We start from the raw sequence: 17036 nt of genomic DNA, 5'->3' as shown, positions 1-17036 counted from the left end.
ATGAACAACCTTAATGTAATTATTGCTGATGACCATCCAATTGTGTTGTTTGGCATCCGAAAGTCGCTTGAGCAAATTGAATGGGTAAACGTTGTCGGGGAGTTTGAAGACTCTACAGCGCTTATTAACAGTTTGTCTAAACTTGATGCCAATGTGCTAATTACCGACCTCTCCATGCCTGGGGATAAGTACGGTGATGGCATCACTCTGATAAAATATATAAAAAGGCATTACCCAGATTTAGCCATAATTGTTCTGACCATGAATAATAATCCCGCTATTCTTAGTTCAGTTTTGGACTTGGATATTGATGGGATAGTATTAAAGCAAGGCGCACCAGCCGACTTGCCTAAGGCATTGGCCGCACTACAAAAAGGGAAGAAATTCACCCCAGAGAGCGTGGCTAAACTGCTAGAGAAAATCAGTGCTAATGGTTACGGTGATAAACGTTTATCACCGAAAGAGAGTGAAGTTTTACGGTTATTTGCTGAAGGTTTCTTAGTGACTGAAATCGCCAGAAAACTCAATCGCAGCATTAAAACCATCAGTAGCCAGAAGAAATCGGCCATGATGAAGCTGGGCGTAGATAATGATATCGCGCTGTTAAACTATCTTTCATCTGTAACCATTAGTCAGGTTGATAAAGAACAATAATCTTTATCTACCGATATAATCTCAAGCCCGGTGTTGCTCAGCAAAATTTGCTCAGTGACCTCGGGCTTATTTTTATCCATTTTTCCATTCATGCTATTAATGCATTAACTCTCGTTATAACAACCAAACGACCTAAACAGCTAACCCCTGCGGCTTCAAGACCAAGATATAAGCCAAAGTAATTGGAGTTGCAGGTAGGCTGCAAACGAATAAATCCCGAGGAGCTTACTCACGTAAGTGATTCGGGTGAATGAGTGCAGCTAACACCCCTGCGGCTTCAAGACCAAGGCATAAGCCAAAGTAATTGGAGTTGCAGGTAGGCAGCAAACGAATAAATCCCGAGGAGCTTACTCACGTAAGTGATTCGGGTGAATGAGTGCAGCTAACACCCCTGCGGCTTCAAGACCAAGGCATAAGCCAAAGTAATTGGAGTTGCAGGTAGGCAGCAAACGAATAAATCCCGAGGAGCTTACTCACGTAAGTGATTCGGGTGAATGAGTGCAGCTAACACCCCTGCGGCTTCAAGACCAAGATATAAGCCAAAGTAATTGGAGTTGCAGGTAGGCAGCAAACGAATAAATCCCGAGGAGCTTACTCACGTAAGTGATTCGGGTGAATGAGTGCAGCTAACCCCTGCGGCTTCAAGACCAAGATATAAGCCAAAGTAATTGGAGTTGCAGGTAGGCGGCAAACGAATAAATCCCGAGGAGCTTACTCACGTAAGTGATTCGGGTGAATGAGTGCAGCTAACACCCCTGCGGCTTCAAGTACGAAGGCTTTAACGTGAACGGCGGACTTTGTCACTATAGTAAACCAACATCTGGCGCAATGTATCCAGTGTCACTGGCTTGGACAAACAGTTATCCATCCCTGCTTCAATACAGCGTTGTTTGCCTTCAGCTAATGCATTGGCGGTTACGCCAATGATCGGGAAATGATGGTTTAACTGCCGCAGGCGCTGAGTCAGACGATAACCATCCATATTTGGCATGTTCACGTCAGTCAGTACAATATCGACATTATTGGCACTCAATACTGCCAGAGCATCCAACCCATCATTCGCGGTAATCACTTGGTAGCCCAGAGTGGTGAGCTGATCGGCTAACAAGCGGCGATTAATGGGATGATCGTCCACAACCAGAATTTGCAAGTCTGCATTCTCATCCTGATTTGCTTTCGGTGCTGGCAACTGTAATGGCGCGCACTCAACCAATTGTTGTTCCAGCAATATCTGGTCCAATAGCGGGATAATCTCGAGTAGGGTCGATGTGCTCAGTAACCAATAGCCTGGACGCGTCTCTTGTGGCAGACCAATGTGCTCAATGGAGATTTGAATCCACGTCGATAGAGGTGCGTTTATTTGCGGTAAGTAATCACAAATCAGCACTTGATCCTGCAAGGTCTGTTCATTACTGTAACGCCGGATCGTGGCTCCAAAATGACGCAATAAATCAAGTAAATAGCTTTCCAACCGCGCATTGCGGATATCCAACCACAAGGTTTTCCCTTGCCAACGGTCGCTTTGCGGTAACACGGCATTTTTAGCCCGATTGCCATTTTCGGCAAAATATAATGGAATGCGGATAGCAAAAATACTGCCCATTCCTAGCTCTGAAACCACTTCAACATCGCCATCCATCAGGTTGACCAACTTCTCACAGATAGCCAGGCCTAGCCCCGTCCCTTGAAAATGGCGCTGCACTCCAGTTCCAACCTGGAAGAATGGATCAAATAACTGGTTAATCTCACGTGAATTAATCCCCACGCCGGTATCTCGCACTCGGAATTCCAGATAATCACCGCGCACCCGTACTTGCAAGATAATACAGCCAGTATCTGTAAATTTTATAGCATTATTCAACAGGTTAGAAATCACCTGTTGCAAACGGACAGGATCGCCGAGCATCTGTCGTGGCACATCAGGCTCAATAAAGCAGTAGAGACCTAAGCGTTTTTTGACCACCAGCGGTAAATAGTTAGCCGTAATATGGGTTATCACCTCCACGGTAGAGAACTCACTCGGCTCAATTTTCAGTTGTTCAGATTCTATTTTAGAAAAATCGAGGATGTCGCTGATAATTTTGAGTAATAAGCCTGACGAATTATTCATCGCCGTCACCAGCCGCTCAACACCGTGAGGTAACTCTTTGGTTTGCAACAAATCGAGGTTACCGATAATCCCATATAGCGGCGTGCGCAACTCATGGCTGACCGTGGCTAAAAACATCGATTTTGATTGGCTGGCCTGCTCCGCCGCCGCCGCCATCTCTTGCAGTGACTCTTCCATTTTGACCCGCGAGCTGACGTCAACCAGCACACAGATAGCCACATCTTCATTACGATAACGGGAGTGAACAAAGCTAATTTGTAGATTATTGTTATTGCTGGTCATGACATCGACAAAGTTCGCCTGCTGCTCACAAATAATGCGTGTAATACGTTCGCGATCCTCATTCGTCAGCAAATTAATATAATTATGTGCCAATTCATTGCTGAGGATATTGGTCCCGTCACTAATGCGCAGAATAGAAATGCCCACAGGAGCCGAAGCGACAATTTTGCGGTTGAACTGTTCATGTTCCTCCAGCCTCAAAGCGTTATCTTCTGCTGGATGGAACATTTTTCGCTCAAATAGCCACGCCAGAGTAAAGATCACAACACCAGAAAGCGCATTCAGAAGAAATGCATTAAAAATTAATAACTTGAATGTATCTATTATCGTTCTAACCGGCAAGGAATAAGCGATGCTGAGGGTTGATGGCAGTAAATTCTTTTTTAGAATAAGCGAGTTGTAGTCATCAACGTAGCCAAAATAAGACGGAGAATCAGGGTAATCGTCTAACATCGAAGCATACCGTTCCCCTGTTGCTAACCGTAATACCGGCTCATTATCCTGATCAAGTAATGTCACGCCGACAGGCAATGTCCCGGAAGAGATAAAATCCTCCAGGCGGATAGTTTGCTCAGTACCCACCATTGCCTCTAGCTTGTTGCCCACATAGAGGGGGGTCAGGACATATAAGGTACCAATTTCAGGCCGCACACCCGGTACTATCCAATACAACGTGCTGTCTTTATCCTGATTTTTTGCATCTCGATATTTTAAAATATTTTCATTCAATGACTTAAGCAGACTCTCCTGCTCCATCGGGGTATTGCGAATATCGAAATCCACCATGCACAGCGTGTCGCTGCCAATAAAGAATATCCGGTTAAGGTCATAAGCTGCGGCAAAGTTCTCTTTCCAGTACAGAATCAGGTTACTAAGAGAACTTAATGAAGAGTGGCGCGACGAATTAAGTGCAGCACAATCCGCACCGGTATTAAGCGGATAATATTGTGGTGTCGTTTTGTTTTTGATAAAAGCGCCAGCAGCGATATCACTGCTCGCCGAATCCTGATTTAATCTGTTTTCCGCCATATATTTGATATCGCGGATGATATCGGCAGAGTGCCTGATGTAGCTCTGAGCCTGCTCAAAGTTAGTATTATATTCCTGACGGATGTCAGATTTTTTCTCGTTGAGGATGTTCAGGATATAAAAAGTGGTCAACAGTGCACCAAGTGACCATAACATAATGGCCAATACCCGAAACAAGTAACGGGATATTTTCAGTGTCGTGCGAAATGAAGAGAGATATTTCAATCTGATTCCAGGGTGGAAAGTAGGGCCAGACAGGCTGCATGAGCAACAGAATACACTACCAATAGCCCATAAAAAAGCCAGCTCGTAAGCTGGCTCTTGTTTTCAACAACGCATTATACGTTGTCGTCCTCATCTTCAGCATCGCCTTCTTCTGCTTCATCAGCAGCATCTTCATCTTCTGGTGTATTCAGTGCAGCATCGTCTTCGCCGCCCTCTTCACCTTCTAATGATTCGCCATCAAGGATTTCATCATCCTCTTCTGGCTCAGCAACACGTTGCAGACCAACGACATGCTCATCTTCTGCGGTACGGATCAGCGTCACACCTTGGGTATTACGCCCCACGACACTCACCTCAGATACGCGAGTACGTACCAGAGTACCCGCATCGGTGATCATCATGATCTGGTCAGTCGGAGCCACCTGAACAGCCCCCACAACCTTACCATTACGCTCACTGACTTTAATGGAGATAACACCCTGAGTCGCACGGGACTTGGTTGGGTACTCTTCCACTGCGGTACGCTTACCATAACCGTTTTCAGTCACAGTCAAGATTTCGCCATCACCACGTGGGATAATCAGAGAAATAACCCGATCATCACCATTGAGGTTGATACCACGTACACCGGTCGCAGTACGGCCCATCGAACGGACCTGTGACTCAGGGAAGCGAACCACTTTACCCAATGCAGAGAACAGCATGACTTCATTGCTGCCATCGGTCAGATCCACACCAATCAGCTCATCGCCTTCATTCAGATTGACGGCAATAATACCGGCGCTGCGTGGACGACTGAACTCGGTCAAAGCGGTTTTCTTCACAGTGCCGCTGGCGGTCGCCATAAAGATGTGACGGCCTTCTTCATATTCCCGCACTGGCAGAATGGCGGTAATACGCTCATTTGGCTCAAGCGGCAATAAGTTGACGATCGGACGACCACGTGCACCACGGCTGGCTTCCGGCAACTGATAGACCTTCATCCAATAGAGACGGCCACGGCTGGAGAAGCACAAAATAGTATCATGGGTATTGGCAACCAACAGACGATCAATGAAGTCTTCTTCTTTGATACGGGCAGCCGACTTACCTTTACCACCACGGCGCTGAGCTTCGTAATCCGTCAGCGGTTGATATTTGACGTAGCCCTGATGGGACAGCGTCACAACCACATCTTCCTGATTAATCAGATCTTCGATGTTGATGTCGGAAGTATTAGCCGTTATCTCAGTACGACGTGCGTCGTTATATTGCTCTTTGATAGCAACCAATTCTTCACGGATAACCTCCATCAGGCGATCCGGGTTTTCCAGAATAAAGATCAACTCACCAATTAAGGTCAACAGCTCTTTATACTCATCCAGCAGTTTTTCATGCTCCAGGCCCGTCAGTTTCTGCAAACGCAGATCCAAGATTGCCTGAGCTTGTTGCTCGGTGAGGAAATATCTGCCGTCACGGATACCGTATTCAGCTTCCAGCCACTCAGGGCGGGCAGCGTCATCACCGGCACGTTCCAACATTGACGCCACGTTGCCTAATTCCCATGAATTGGCAATCAAGCCCGCTTTGGCTTCAGCAGGAGTGGCGGCACGGCGGATCAATTCGATAATCGGATCGATGTTAGCCAGTGCAATTGCCAATGCTTCAAGGATGTGTGCGCGGTCACGTGCTTTACGCAGTTCAAAAATGGTACGACGCGTCACCACTTCACGACGGTGGCGCACAAATGCAACCAGAATGTCTTTCAGGTTAAGCAATTTAGGCTGCCCTTGAGACAGAGCCACCATATTGATACCGAAAGTCACCTGAAGTTGCGTCAGTGAATAGAGGTTATTTAGAACCACTTCCCCGACGGCGTCACGTTTAATCTCAATCACGATACGCATGCCGTCTTTATCAGACTCATCACGTAACGCGCTGATGCCTTCTACGCGTTTCTCTTTGACCAGCTCAGCGATTTTCTCAATCAACCGTGCTTTGTTCACCTGATACGGGATCTCGTGAACAATAATGGTTTCACGGCCGGTTTTCGCGTCAGCTTCAACTTCAGCACGGGCACGGATATAGACCTTGCCACGGCCAGTACGATAAGCCTCTTCAATACCACGGCGACCATTAATAATGGCGGCTGTTGGGAAATCTGGACCTGGAATGAACTCCATCAACCCTTCAATGGTGATGTTTTCATCTTCGATCAGAGCCAGACAGCCATCAATAACCTCAGACAGGTTATGTGGCGGAATATTGGTTGCCATCCCTACGGCAATACCTGACGAACCGTTAACCAACAGGTTAGGGATTCGGGTTGGCATCACTGCGGGGATCTGTTCCGTACCATCATAGTTAGGCACGAAGTCAACGGTATCTTTTTCTAAATCCGCTAACAATTCGTGAGCAATTTTAGACATACGGATTTCGGTATAACGCATCGCCGCAGCAGAATCGCCATCGACGGAACCGAAGTTGCCCTGCCCATCCACCAGCATATAGCGCAGTGAGAACGGCTGGGCCATACGCACAATTGTGTCGTAGACCGCGCTGTCACCATGCGGGTGATATTTACCGATAACGTCCCCGACTACACGGGCCGATTTTTTGTATGGTTTATTCCAGTCATTACCCAGTACATTCATCGCATACAGTACGCGACGGTGCACCGGTTTCAGTCCATCCCGGACATCTGGTAAAGCACGTCCGACAATAACGGACATCGCATAATCCAGATAGGAGCTTTTCAGCTCTTCCTCGATGTTGACCGGTGTTATTTCTCTGGCAAGGTCGCTCATTGAGCCGCTATCCCTCTACTAATTACCGGATTTAAAGGTACGAAACTATATCACAAAACCCAGATTTTGGCGAAACTACGTGATGTTTGTCGAAACGACTTTATGTCGGGCTTATCCGCCTAACTTAACGGTATTATTCTGCGTCAATTGGAAGGGAACATGTATAATCTGCGCAAAGAAACAGAACAGTGAGAACTCTCCATGTGTGTAGATAACACAGCTAGCCATCAGAATGTCGACGAGCAAGAAATCGCTAAATTTGAGGCAGTTGCCTCTCGCTGGTGGGATTTAGAAGGTGAATTCAAACCTCTTCATCGCATTAACCCGCTGCGTCTTGATTACATTTTACAGCGCTCTGGCGGTATTTTTGATAAGAAAGTGCTGGATGTCGGCTGCGGTGGTGGAATTTTGGCCGAAAGCATGGCTCGGGAAGGAGCACACGTCACCGGTCTGGACATGGGCTATGAGCCGTTGCAAGTGGCTCGCCTACATGCGCTGGAAACCGGTACCAAACTGGATTATGTACAAGAAACAGTTGAAAGCCACGCGCAAGCACACCCACAACACTACGATGTGGTGACCTGCATGGAGATGCTCGAACACGTGCCAGATCCCGCCTCGGTTATCCGCGCCTGCGCTCAATTGGTCAAACCCGGTGGCCACGTATTCTTTTCAACTATTAACCGCAATACCAAATCCTGGCTGATGGCCGTGGTCGGTGCAGAATATATATTGAAAATGGTTCCGAAAGGCACCCATGATTCGAAAAAATTTATTCGCCCATCAGAACTTATCGGTTGGGTTGATCAAACCCTGTTGCGTGAGCGCCACATTATCGGGCTACATTACAATCCGATAACAGATCGTTTTAAGCTTGGCGGTAATGTTGATGTGAATTATATGGTGCATACTCAACGAGATAGCGAATAAATTCATCGCGTGGGGAGTATAAAAATCAAACAATACCCAATAGATTTCGCGTTGTAGCAAGGCGGAAACCGAACAAATTCCCAGGAGCTTATTCCACTAAGTGACTGGGGTGAGTGAGGATAGCCAACACCGCTACGGCGCGAAAGATGAAGGGAATTTTTCTAATGTTTAATAAACCGGCAAACGATCCACTTTTTAAGGTTTTCAGTAAAATCTTATCCCCCAAAGCGACAGTAGGTAAGATCCAGTGATGGCGCAGTCTGAGAGCGTTTCGTAACAATTCACCCCCAAGTTATCCACACAATTAAGCGATCTTGTTCACTTGCCAAAAGCCGCAATACTCACTATCTTGTTATCTATCCACTACCCACCCCCTACATATAGTGTTTACATACTGAACAATACACTACAGCCTCAATGATTTTCGTAATCATAGAGAGTGTAAATTTGTGCTGTTTGTGCATGAAGAACGGGGATAAAAGGTCAAGAACACATGAACCAAAGCCTACTTGTTACTAAACGCGATGGCAGCAAAGAACGCATCAATCTGGATAAAATCCACCGGGTCATCGACTGGGCCGCAGAAGGTTTACATAACGTCTCGGTCTCTCAAGTAGAATTGCGTTCACACATTCAGTTTTATGATGGCATTAAGACTGCCGATATCCATGAAACTATCATCAAAGCAGCGGCCGATCTTATCTCGCGCGATGCGCCTGACTATCAGTATCTGGCTGCGCGTCTGGCTATTTTCCATCTGCGCAAAAAAGCCTATGGCCAGTTTGAACCGCCAAAACTCGTCGATCATGTCGCGAAAATGGTGGAAATGGGTAAATACGACAAGCATCTGCTGGAAGATTATACCGCAGAAGAATTCGAACAGATGGACACTTTCATCGACCATTGGCGCGATATGAACTTCTCCTACGCTGCAGTTAAGCAGTTGGAGGGTAAATATCTGGTGCAGAACCGCGTCAGCGGTGAGATCTATGAAAGTGCCCAATTCCTGTACATTCTGGTTTCCGCCTGCCTGTTCTCTAACTACCCGCGCGAAACTCGTCTCGATTACGTGAAACGCTTCTATGATGCGGTTTCAACCTTTAAGATTTCGCTGCCGACACCGATTATGTCAGGGGTGCGTACCCCAACTCGTCAGTTCAGCTCTTGTGTGTTAATCGAGTGTGGTGACAGCCTGGATTCTATCAATGCCACCTCCAGTGCCATTGTTAAATATGTGTCACAGCGTGCCGGTATCGGTATCAATGCGGGTCGTATCCGTGCGTTAGGTAGCCCAATCCGTGGTGGTGAAGCTTTCCATACCGGTTGTATCCCGTTCTATAAACACTTCCAGACTGCGGTGAAATCCTGTTCACAGGGTGGCGTGCGTGGAGGTGCTGCCACGTTGTTCTACCCAATGTGGCATCTGGAAGTTGAAAGCCTACTGGTGTTGAAGAACAACCGTGGTGTTGAAGGCAACCGCGTGCGCCATATGGATTACGGCGTCCAAATCAACAAACTGATGTATCAACGCCTGCTAAAAGGTGAAGATATCACCCTGTTTAGCCCATCAGATGTACCGGGGCTATATGACGCGTTCTTCGCTGATCAGGATGAGTTTGAACGCCTTTATACCCAATACGAACAAGACAGCAGCATCCGTAAGCAACGGGTAAAAGCGGTTGAGTTATTCTCTCTGATGATGCAAGAGCGTGCTTCGACTGGCCGTATCTATATTCAGAACGTTGACCACTGCAACACCCACAGCCCGTTTGACCCGAAAATTGCCCCCGTGCGGCAGTCAAACCTGTGTCTGGAAATTGCATTACCAACCAAACCACTCAATGACATCAATGACGAGAATGGCGAAATTGCGCTCTGCACCCTGTCTGCCTTCAACTTAGGTGCCATTGATAGCCTTGACGATTTAGAAGAGTTGGCGGTACTGGCTGTACGTGCGCTGGATGCCTTGCTCGATTACCAAGATTACCCTATTGCCGCCGCGCAGCGTGGCGCGATGGGCCGTCGCACCTTAGGTATTGGGGTGATTAACTTTGCTTATTACTTGGCGAAGAATGGCGTGCGTTATTCCGATGGCAGCGCTAATAACCTGACTCACCGCACCTTCGAAGCGATTCAGTACTACTTGCTGAAAGCCTCTAACGCGTTGGCTCGTGAGCAAGGTGCCTGCCAGTGGTTCAATGAAACCACCTATTCGCAAGGTATTTTGCCGATCGATACCTATAAGAAAGATTTGGATGCCATCAGCAACGAGCCACTGCACTACGATTGGGAAACGCTGCGTAACGATATTAAGACTCACGGCCTGCGTAACTCCACACTGTCTGCGCTGATGCCATCTGAAACGTCTTCGCAGATCTCGAATGCCACTAATGGTATCGAGCCACCGCGTGGTTACGTCAGTATCAAAGCCTCGAAAGATGGCATTTTACGCCAGGTTGTGCCTGAATATGAGCGTTTGAAAGATGCTTACGAACTGCTGTGGGATATGCCAAATAATGATGGTTACCTGCAACTGGTCGGCTTAATGCAGAAATTCGTCGATCAGGCGATTTCAGCTAACACCAATTATGACCCAACCCGCTTCCCATCTGGCAAAGTGCCGATGAAGCAATTGCTGAAAGATTTGCTGACCACCTACAAATTTGGTGTGAAGACCCTTTACTATCAAAACACCCGCGACGGTGCTGATGATGTGCAGGAAGATATTCAAAGTCAGCCGGGTGATGATGACTGTGAAGGCGGCGCATGTAAGATCTGATTTATAGTTCTGGCCCTACGCGATAATCGCAAATACGGTTATCGCCGGGCCATTCTTCATTTGCCCTTGCATTGTTGTCCCCTGAGGAAATCATGGCCTATACCACTTTTTCGCAAAATAAAAATAACCAGTTGCTTGAACCGATGTTCTTTGGTCAATCCGTTAACGTGGCGCGTTTCGACCAGCAAAAACACGCTATTTTCGAAAAACTGATTGAGAAGCAATTGTCATTTTTCTGGCGTCCAGAAGAGATAGATGTCTCCCGTGATCGTATCGATTACAACGCACTGCCAGATCATGAAAAACACATTTTTATCAGCAACCTGAAATACCAGACCTTGCTGGACTCAATTCAGGGCCGCAGCCCTAACGTTGCCTTACTGCCGCTTATCTCAATTCCAGAACTGGAAACCTGGGTGGAAACCTGGTCATTCTCAGAAACCATCCACTCACGCTCGTACACCCATATCATCCGTAATATCGTGAATGATCCGTCGATAGTTTTCGATGATATCGTGACCAACGAAGAGATCCTCAAACGCGCAAAAGATATCTCAGCCTATTATGATGATTTGATCGAAATGACCAGCTACTACCACCTGCTGGGGGAAGGCACCCATCAAGTTAATGGTAAAACTGTCGTCGTCAATTTGCATGAGCTGAAAAAACAGCTTTATCTGTGTCTGATGAGCGTCAATGCGCTAGAAGCCATCCGTTTTTATGTCAGTTTCGCCTGCTCCTTTGCTTTTGCGGAGCGCGAATTGATGGAAGGCAATGCCAAAATCATCAAAATGATTGCCCGCGATGAAGCCCTGCATTTAACCGGTACCCAGCATATTCTTAATTTGATGCGTTCTGGCGAAGATGACCCGGAAATGGCCGAAATTGCCGTAGAGTGCCAACAGCAGTGTTATGACCTGTTCGTTCTGGCCGCCCAACAAGAGAAAGAGTGGGCTGAATACCTGTTCCGTGACGGTTCCATGATTGGTCTGAACAAAGAGATTCTGTGTCAGTACGTGGAATACATCACCAATATCCGCATGCAGGCGGTGGGGCTGGGTGTGCCGTTTGCTACTCGAACCAACCCTATTCCGTGGATCAACTCCTGGTTAGTGTCTGATAACGTGCAGGTGGCACCGCAGGAAGTTGAAGTCAGCTCTTATCTGGTCGGTCAAATTGATTCAGAAGTCAGTGCTGACGACCTGAGCGATTTCGAGCTGTAATCCATGAAATCCATTATCAAGTTGAGCACCACCGGTGTTCAACTTAACCGGCCCGCGAACAGCCGTAACTTGCTAGAAACGCTTGAATATCATCAGGTACCCATCGAATACCAATGCCGCTCTGGCTATTGTGGCTCCTGCCGCCTGCGCTTGCTGAAAGGCGAAGTCTGCTATTCGCAGCAACCTTTAGCTTTTATTCAGGCCGGCGAGATCCTGCCCTGTTGTTGTCAGCCAAAGGGCGATATTGAAATCGAGCTTTAAGCAGATAGATAAATCAGCCAATCGGATTTCACCTATAATCAGCCTGTTGAATAGATGATATTTTTGCATCTGGAATTAAAATCATAGGGACAAAAGATGAAAAGACTGTCAATCGCCATAACCAGCCTGTTAATGGCCGCCTCTGCCAGCACTATTGCCGCTACTGAGCCACCACTTAATCAACAACAGCCGTTAGAGAAGATTGCGCCTTATCCTCAAGCTGAAAAAGGAATGAGCCGCCAGGTCATTTTCCTCGAGCCACAAGAAGACGAAAGCCGCTTCAAAGTTGAATTGCTGATAGGTAAAACCATTGAAGTTGACTGCAACCGCCATATGCTCGGTGGCAATCTGGAAACCAGAACCTTGTCTGGCTGGGGCTTTGACTATTTGGTGATGGATAAAATCTCCGAACCGGCCTCAACCATGATGGCTTGCCCGGATAACACCCGCCGCCCACAATTTATCGCCGCCAATCTGGGGGACGCCGCTATGCAGCGCTATAACAGTCGCCTACCGATCGTGGTTTATGTACCAAAAGGAGTTGATGTGAAATACCGCATTTGGGAAGCAGGCAAAGATGTAAGAAACGCGCAGGTAAAATAAACGGTTCTGTCGCATTAAGACATCGTCAGGTAACATGCTGTTTTTTTTAAGATGTTGCCTAACCATGTCTCTGATCCGAAACGCCTTTAAACGCCGGCATTATCCCGTTGATATCATCGTACAATGTGTTCGCTGGTATCTGGCTTATACCCTGAGCCTGCGCAATTTGGAAGAGATGATGGCTGAACGCGGTATTGCCGTTGACCATTCCACGTTACATCGTTGGGTTATCCGCTTGGTGCCCTTGCTGGATAAGGCGTTTCGTCGGCATAAACGTACCGTAGGTCGGCGGTGGCGAATGGACGAGACCTACATCAAAGTCAAAGGTCAGTGGAAATATCTGTACCAGGCGGTCGATACTGCAGGCCAGACCATCGACTTCCTACTCACCGCCAAACGGGACGCTGGGGCGGCACTGCGTTTTTTCCGCAAGGCTATTCGCCAACACGGCGAACCTGAGGTGGTCACCATTGATAAAAGTGGTGCCAATACAGCGGCTCTGGCTACACTCAATGCCAGCAAACCGGCGGAAGAAAGCATTACCGTCAGGCAGAATAAGTACCTGAATAACCTTGTGGAGCAGGATCACCGAAATATCAAACGGCGGATACGATCGATGCTGGGCTTCAAATCATTTAGACGTGCGCAGACGATATTGGCGGGCATTGAGTTAGTGCACATGATACGCAAAGAACAGCTTCAACATCCAACTGGTGACAGATTGTCACCGGCGGAAAAATTTTATCTGTTGGCCACCTAAATAACCGACAACGCAACTTTTGCCAACTTCATATCACTAATACGACAGAGCCTTCTTGATAACGTATATCGGAGCAAGGCACTTTATTTTTTAAAGTATTTAGTATATGCAACTTTCAGGAAACACCATTAATGAGATAAAATATGTCTTCTTCATACAATATAGCAGGAAATAATTTATGATATTTTGGGTACGTATTTGTCTGGTAACATTAGTGTCAGCAGCATTTGGCTTCACATTTCATGTCTTATATGGAAGAGGATGGGTTTTAGACTACATGGATGCTGCAACTAAAGCAGGTAGGATGGATGGTCTTTTGCAGGAACCTTATCCTGTTTATATTGTAGTTATAGCTGCTTTAACTGCTTTAATCCCGACTCTGGGTAAAGTGTTTATTTGGTTATTTATTCGAGAGAAGCTACCTGGAAAAAATCTTCTAATCAAAGGAATGTGGTTTACTGTAATAATGATGATTGCTGACAGCGATTTGCTGCGTCAGTCTATAATGAATCTCCTTATAGGGATGCCTATAGATGTATGGTTTGTATACAGCGCTGAGCAGTGGATTATAGTACCAACTATGTGTTTTCTAATTGTTGCGCTATCTCCTAAGAATGAGGAAGGCTAACATGCTGTTTTTTATGATGTTACAACCCTATCAGTTAATAAATTCAATTCAAAAATGTTTCTGAATGGAGCAGGATTTTGGGGTAGGTCAAGCGTGAAGATCCGCCAGTTTGGGATAATTGGGGTAAAGCCAAGGGCAGCAGGAAGGGGAGATAATCCATGAGAAAATATTCCCTATCGTACGCTTCCGTACCATTGGACCTCAAACCCAGACTACTACAAAATATTCTTAACCATATCCAGCAGTAAAGAACTCCCCCCCATCTCAGTAAATCTATCTACACCGTGTGTACGCATATAGATAACCGATTGCCTCCACATGACAGGTTTATTAATATGCTCAGAGAGGTTTTTTATTACAGAGGATACGGTATACGGACAGGCCGTCCTATTGGAGATAACTGATATCGTGGGCGATGAAAATGAAAAGTCTTGTATATATTCCCCGAATTTTATAGCTGCGGAATTTAACATCGTACTATGAAAAGCACCACTCACTCTCAGTACAACATATTTAATTGCATAGTTATCGTAAAATATCTCTTCTGCCTGTTTAATACTCTCAATCGGCCCTGATATCACCATTTGTAAATCGGAGTTAATATTAGCTATCGAAATATCAAAAAGATTATTCTCCTCAAGGATTTGAGCCACTTCTTCAGCATTCAGACCAAGAACAGCAGCCATACCTCCCCCCTGACTTTCAGACATCAGCAAGGCTCTTTTTTTTACCAGACGCAATCCTGTTTCAAAGTCGAATACACCGGCGGCATGTAATGCATTAAATTCGCCAAGAGAATGACCCGCTAGAAATAATGGTAACGCCCCAGACTCATCAATATATCGACGATAATACAAAGCATTAACTGTATATAAAGCTGGCTGAACGTAAAGGGTGTTGCTAAACCGATCCGCAGGATAATCCAGAAAAAAATCACGAATACTAAACTCAGCAATTTCTTCAGCATCTGCCACTAATTTGGGGTAGATATCAAATATCGGAGCCCCCATGTCTGGACGCTGCGCCCCCTGCCCCGGAAATAAAATTGCATGATGTGATGCCATGTATCGCCCTCTTTACTGTGGTGGTGCTATAAAAATAGGTAATCTTTCCTATTTTAGTTCGGAAAATGGCCCCTCCGTAGGCCATAGTTCATAGATGTCTAAGCCTCTGAACTGCTCGTTACAAACATATCAATCAGGCCGTTTATAGATTTAATATTTTTTAACTCAGTACGTGGGATTTTTATTTTTAACTCTCTCATAGCACCTGAGACAACGGAAACTATGTCTAAGCTGCTTGCGCCATAGTCTGCCATTGATTTTTGCAAATCAATGTCATCTTCCTTGATACCATCGACAGAATTAATAATGTGTTTTTTCACAATATTAGCAATATATTCTCTATCCATAACATCCTCTCTTATTTATTAATAAAAATTTATTCTTCTCTGTTCCAAACAAGCTCAAACAACCATGACTCCCCATTGAGAAATATACCATCCGTGGATTTAAGAATTAACTTATCATACTCAAAAATAAAGTATCGGCGAAATTCAGTGCCAATTTGATTGGGAATTTTGCTATTTTCAATAAAATGCGTGACGATGTTTTTATCGTGATTCACATCGTAATGGCCACAATATGTTTCAAATTTAGGAAAATCTGCCACGATCTGTTCTGACGGGATAGCACGAATATCCTCCGTGCTAAATTGAGTTCTTTTACCTGATGCAATAAACACCATCATATATTGTTCGGTATAGGTCAACATACCAAACGGTTCACTACCTATAGGATAAATATGTATACCTCCACTGTTACCAACACAGGACTCAAGTTTCCATCGGCCAAGAAATGAGTTACCTTTGGAAATAGACATGATTAATACCTTTTAGGTTAAAGTAACGTGAATAATACCGAGCGATATATGAGTTAACTCGGAGTAATATTCGTGATAGAGGAGATTCTCCCTCATTATTTCTCGACAAAATGAGTTTCAATCATTTCGATCCACTTGGTAAAGTTGTCAGTAAACATCCTGCCATTATCAACGGTGATGACCTGACCACGCACGGCATCCATTAATCCGCTGCAAAGAGCTACACTTACATTGCCAACAGCCTCAGGTTTGACAATGAAATCTGGATCAAATTTTCGAATAAATGTTTGTGCTTTTTTACCAAAAACCAATTCAAAGGCTTCTGTATCTACCACACCAGGTGAAATGCAGTTAATAATGATATTTTCCCGTGCACCAATGTATTTAGTTAATGTTTCCAATACCGCTTTCGATGCCGCAACATAATCATAGCCTGTTATATGGCAACTACGATGTCCTTCGGAAGTAATTGCAACTACATAACCAGGATATTGAAAAAAATATTGCTTAATGCAATCTATATAAGTGACAAGTGGCCAGGAGTTGTGTTCAATACTATCAAGCAGCCCCCTAAATTTATAAGTATCTTTAAATTGGGGAGCAAACGCAGCATTGAGAATAAGAATATCGATTCTTTTGTTTTCTTGAGCAATGGTTTCAATTAGCCGTATGGTTGTGTCTTCATCACTGATATCCGCCTGAAGGAAGATTGGACGATTGATATATTGAGAAAAATAGTTTTCAACTTCATCTAAATTGTCTCCCCAAAAATAAGTGCCATATACTTTTGCTCCCGCCTTAACAAAGCTTTCAACAGTAGCCCGCCCGATACCTTTCGTACCGCCAGTTACCAATACGGTCATTTCACTAAAGTTATTCAGCATA

General features: G+C 45.5%; 14 protein-coding genes. 8 read left to right on the top strand and 6 right to left on the bottom strand.

Annotated features, from left to right (window positions below; translation table 11 throughout):
- Nucleotides 1-654 carry a transcriptional regulator RcsB gene (locus A6J66_002175; GenBank protein ID PNM23097.1) on the top strand — a complete coding sequence of 218 codons (654 nt, stop codon included), beginning with the start codon at nucleotides 1-3 and terminating at the stop codon, nucleotides 652-654.
- 778 nt (nucleotides 655-1432) lie between these two features.
- Here the strand turns inward: A6J66_002175 and A6J66_002170 are convergent.
- Both A6J66_002170 and A6J66_002165 read right to left on the bottom strand, forming a co-directional pair.
- Nucleotides 1433-4300 (bottom strand): two-component system sensor histidine kinase RcsC, encoded by a 2868-nt coding sequence (locus A6J66_002170; GenBank protein ID PNM23096.1) that lies wholly within the window; start codon nucleotides 4298-4300, stop codon nucleotides 1433-1435.
- A 113-nt stretch (nucleotides 4301-4413) separates the two neighbouring features.
- Complete coding sequence (locus A6J66_002165; GenBank protein PNM23095.1) at nucleotides 4414-7086, bottom strand: DNA topoisomerase (ATP-hydrolyzing) subunit A; 2673 nt, start codon at nucleotides 7084-7086, stop codon at nucleotides 4414-4416.
- A 201-nt stretch (nucleotides 7087-7287) separates the two neighbouring features.
- Between A6J66_002165 and A6J66_002160 the strand changes: the two genes are divergently transcribed.
- The 7 genes from A6J66_002160 to A6J66_002130 all read left to right on the top strand — a co-directional run bounded on the left by A6J66_002160 (nucleotide 7288) and on the right by A6J66_002130 (nucleotide 14270).
- Nucleotides 7288-8016 (top strand): bifunctional 2-polyprenyl-6-hydroxyphenol methylase/3-demethylubiquinol 3-O-methyltransferase UbiG, encoded by a 729-nt coding sequence (locus tag A6J66_002160; GenBank protein ID PNM23094.1) that lies wholly within the window; start codon nucleotides 7288-7290, stop codon nucleotides 8014-8016.
- 493 nt (nucleotides 8017-8509) lie between these two features.
- Entirely contained in the window at nucleotides 8510-10795 is a 2286-nt protein-coding gene (locus A6J66_002155; GenBank protein PNM23093.1) for a ribonucleoside-diphosphate reductase subunit alpha, read from the top strand.
- A 92-nt stretch (nucleotides 10796-10887) separates the two neighbouring features.
- Nucleotides 10888-12018 (top strand): ribonucleotide-diphosphate reductase subunit beta, encoded by a 1131-nt coding sequence (locus tag A6J66_002150; GenBank protein ID PNM23092.1) that lies wholly within the window; start codon nucleotides 10888-10890, stop codon nucleotides 12016-12018.
- Nucleotides 12019-12021: 3 nt separating this feature from the next.
- On the top strand, nucleotides 12022-12279 hold the full coding sequence (locus A6J66_002145; protein PNM23091.1) for a 2Fe-2S ferredoxin: 258 nt from the start codon (nucleotides 12022-12024) through the stop codon (nucleotides 12277-12279).
- Nucleotides 12280-12375: 96 nt separating this feature from the next.
- Nucleotides 12376-12882, top strand: a complete 507-nt coding sequence (locus tag A6J66_002140; protein ID PNM23090.1) for an ecotin — start codon at nucleotides 12376-12378, stop codon at nucleotides 12880-12882.
- A gap of 64 nt (nucleotides 12883-12946) precedes the next feature.
- Nucleotides 12947-13642: a DDE domain-containing protein gene (locus A6J66_002135; GenBank protein ID PNM23089.1), complete on the top strand. Its 696-nt coding sequence runs from the start codon at nucleotides 12947-12949 to the stop codon at nucleotides 13640-13642.
- 178 nt (nucleotides 13643-13820) lie between these two features.
- A complete protein-coding gene (locus tag A6J66_002130) occupies nucleotides 13821-14270 on the top strand; it encodes a hypothetical protein (GenBank protein ID PNM23088.1) in 450 nt (149 codons plus the stop codon).
- Nucleotides 14271-14485: 215 nt separating this feature from the next.
- Here A6J66_002130 and fabD read toward each other — a convergent pair whose 3' ends face one another.
- The 4 genes from fabD to A6J66_002110 all read right to left on the bottom strand — a co-directional run bounded on the left by fabD (nucleotide 14486) and on the right by A6J66_002110 (nucleotide 17035).
- Nucleotides 14486-15334 (bottom strand): [acyl-carrier-protein] S-malonyltransferase, encoded by an 849-nt coding sequence (fabD, locus tag A6J66_002125; GenBank protein PNM23087.1) that lies wholly within the window; start codon nucleotides 15332-15334, stop codon nucleotides 14486-14488.
- Between the two features lie 98 nt (nucleotides 15335-15432).
- Nucleotides 15433-15681 carry an acyl carrier protein gene (locus tag A6J66_002120; GenBank protein ID PNM23086.1) on the bottom strand — a complete coding sequence of 83 codons (249 nt, stop codon included), beginning with the start codon at nucleotides 15679-15681 and terminating at the stop codon, nucleotides 15433-15435.
- A gap of 29 nt (nucleotides 15682-15710) precedes the next feature.
- Nucleotides 15711-16151 (bottom strand): hypothetical protein, encoded by a 441-nt coding sequence (locus A6J66_002115; protein ID PNM23085.1) that lies wholly within the window; start codon nucleotides 16149-16151, stop codon nucleotides 15711-15713.
- 95 nt (nucleotides 16152-16246) lie between these two features.
- Complete coding sequence (locus A6J66_002110; GenBank protein ID PNM23084.1) at nucleotides 16247-17035, bottom strand: SDR family NAD(P)-dependent oxidoreductase; 789 nt, start codon at nucleotides 17033-17035, stop codon at nucleotides 16247-16249.
- Between the last annotated feature and the right edge of the window lies 1 nt (nucleotide 17036).

Origin of the sequence: Yersinia enterocolitica, from assembly GCA_002082245.2 — a bacterium.
GTDB classification, from domain to species: Bacteria; Pseudomonadota; Gammaproteobacteria; order Enterobacterales; family Enterobacteriaceae; genus Yersinia; species Yersinia enterocolitica_E.
This window is presented reverse-complemented; position numbering and strand designations above follow the sequence as displayed.

Excerpts from the sequence above, each read along its gene's own strand:
- A6J66_002175 (PNM23097.1), top strand. The coding sequence starts at position 1 with ATGAACAACCTTAATGTAATTATTGCTGATGACCATCCAATTGTGTTG.
- A6J66_002165 (PNM23095.1), bottom strand. The coding sequence starts at position 7,086 with ATGAGCGACCTTGCCAGAGAAATAACACCGGTCAACATCGAGGAAGAG.
- A6J66_002160 (PNM23094.1), top strand. The coding sequence starts at position 7,288 with ATGTGTGTAGATAACACAGCTAGCCATCAGAATGTCGACGAGCAAGAA.
- A6J66_002155 (PNM23093.1), top strand. The coding sequence starts at position 8,510 with ATGAACCAAAGCCTACTTGTTACTAAACGCGATGGCAGCAAAGAACGC.
- A6J66_002150 (PNM23092.1), top strand. The coding sequence starts at position 10,888 with ATGGCCTATACCACTTTTTCGCAAAATAAAAATAACCAGTTGCTTGAA.
- A6J66_002145 (PNM23091.1), top strand. The coding sequence starts at position 12,022 with ATGAAATCCATTATCAAGTTGAGCACCACCGGTGTTCAACTTAACCGG.
- A6J66_002140 (PNM23090.1), top strand. The coding sequence starts at position 12,376 with ATGAAAAGACTGTCAATCGCCATAACCAGCCTGTTAATGGCCGCCTCT.
- A6J66_002135 (PNM23089.1), top strand. The coding sequence starts at position 12,947 with ATGTCTCTGATCCGAAACGCCTTTAAACGCCGGCATTATCCCGTTGAT.
- A6J66_002130 (PNM23088.1), top strand. The coding sequence starts at position 13,821 with ATGATATTTTGGGTACGTATTTGTCTGGTAACATTAGTGTCAGCAGCA.
- fabD (PNM23087.1), bottom strand. The coding sequence starts at position 15,334 with ATGGCATCACATCATGCAATTTTATTTCCGGGGCAGGGGGCGCAGCGT.
- A6J66_002120 (PNM23086.1), bottom strand. The coding sequence starts at position 15,681 with ATGGATAGAGAATATATTGCTAATATTGTGAAAAAACACATTATTAAT.
- A6J66_002115 (PNM23085.1), bottom strand. The coding sequence starts at position 16,151 with ATGTCTATTTCCAAAGGTAACTCATTTCTTGGCCGATGGAAACTTGAG.
- A6J66_002110 (PNM23084.1), bottom strand. The coding sequence starts at position 17,035 with ATGCTGAATAACTTTAGTGAAATGACCGTATTGGTAACTGGCGGTACG.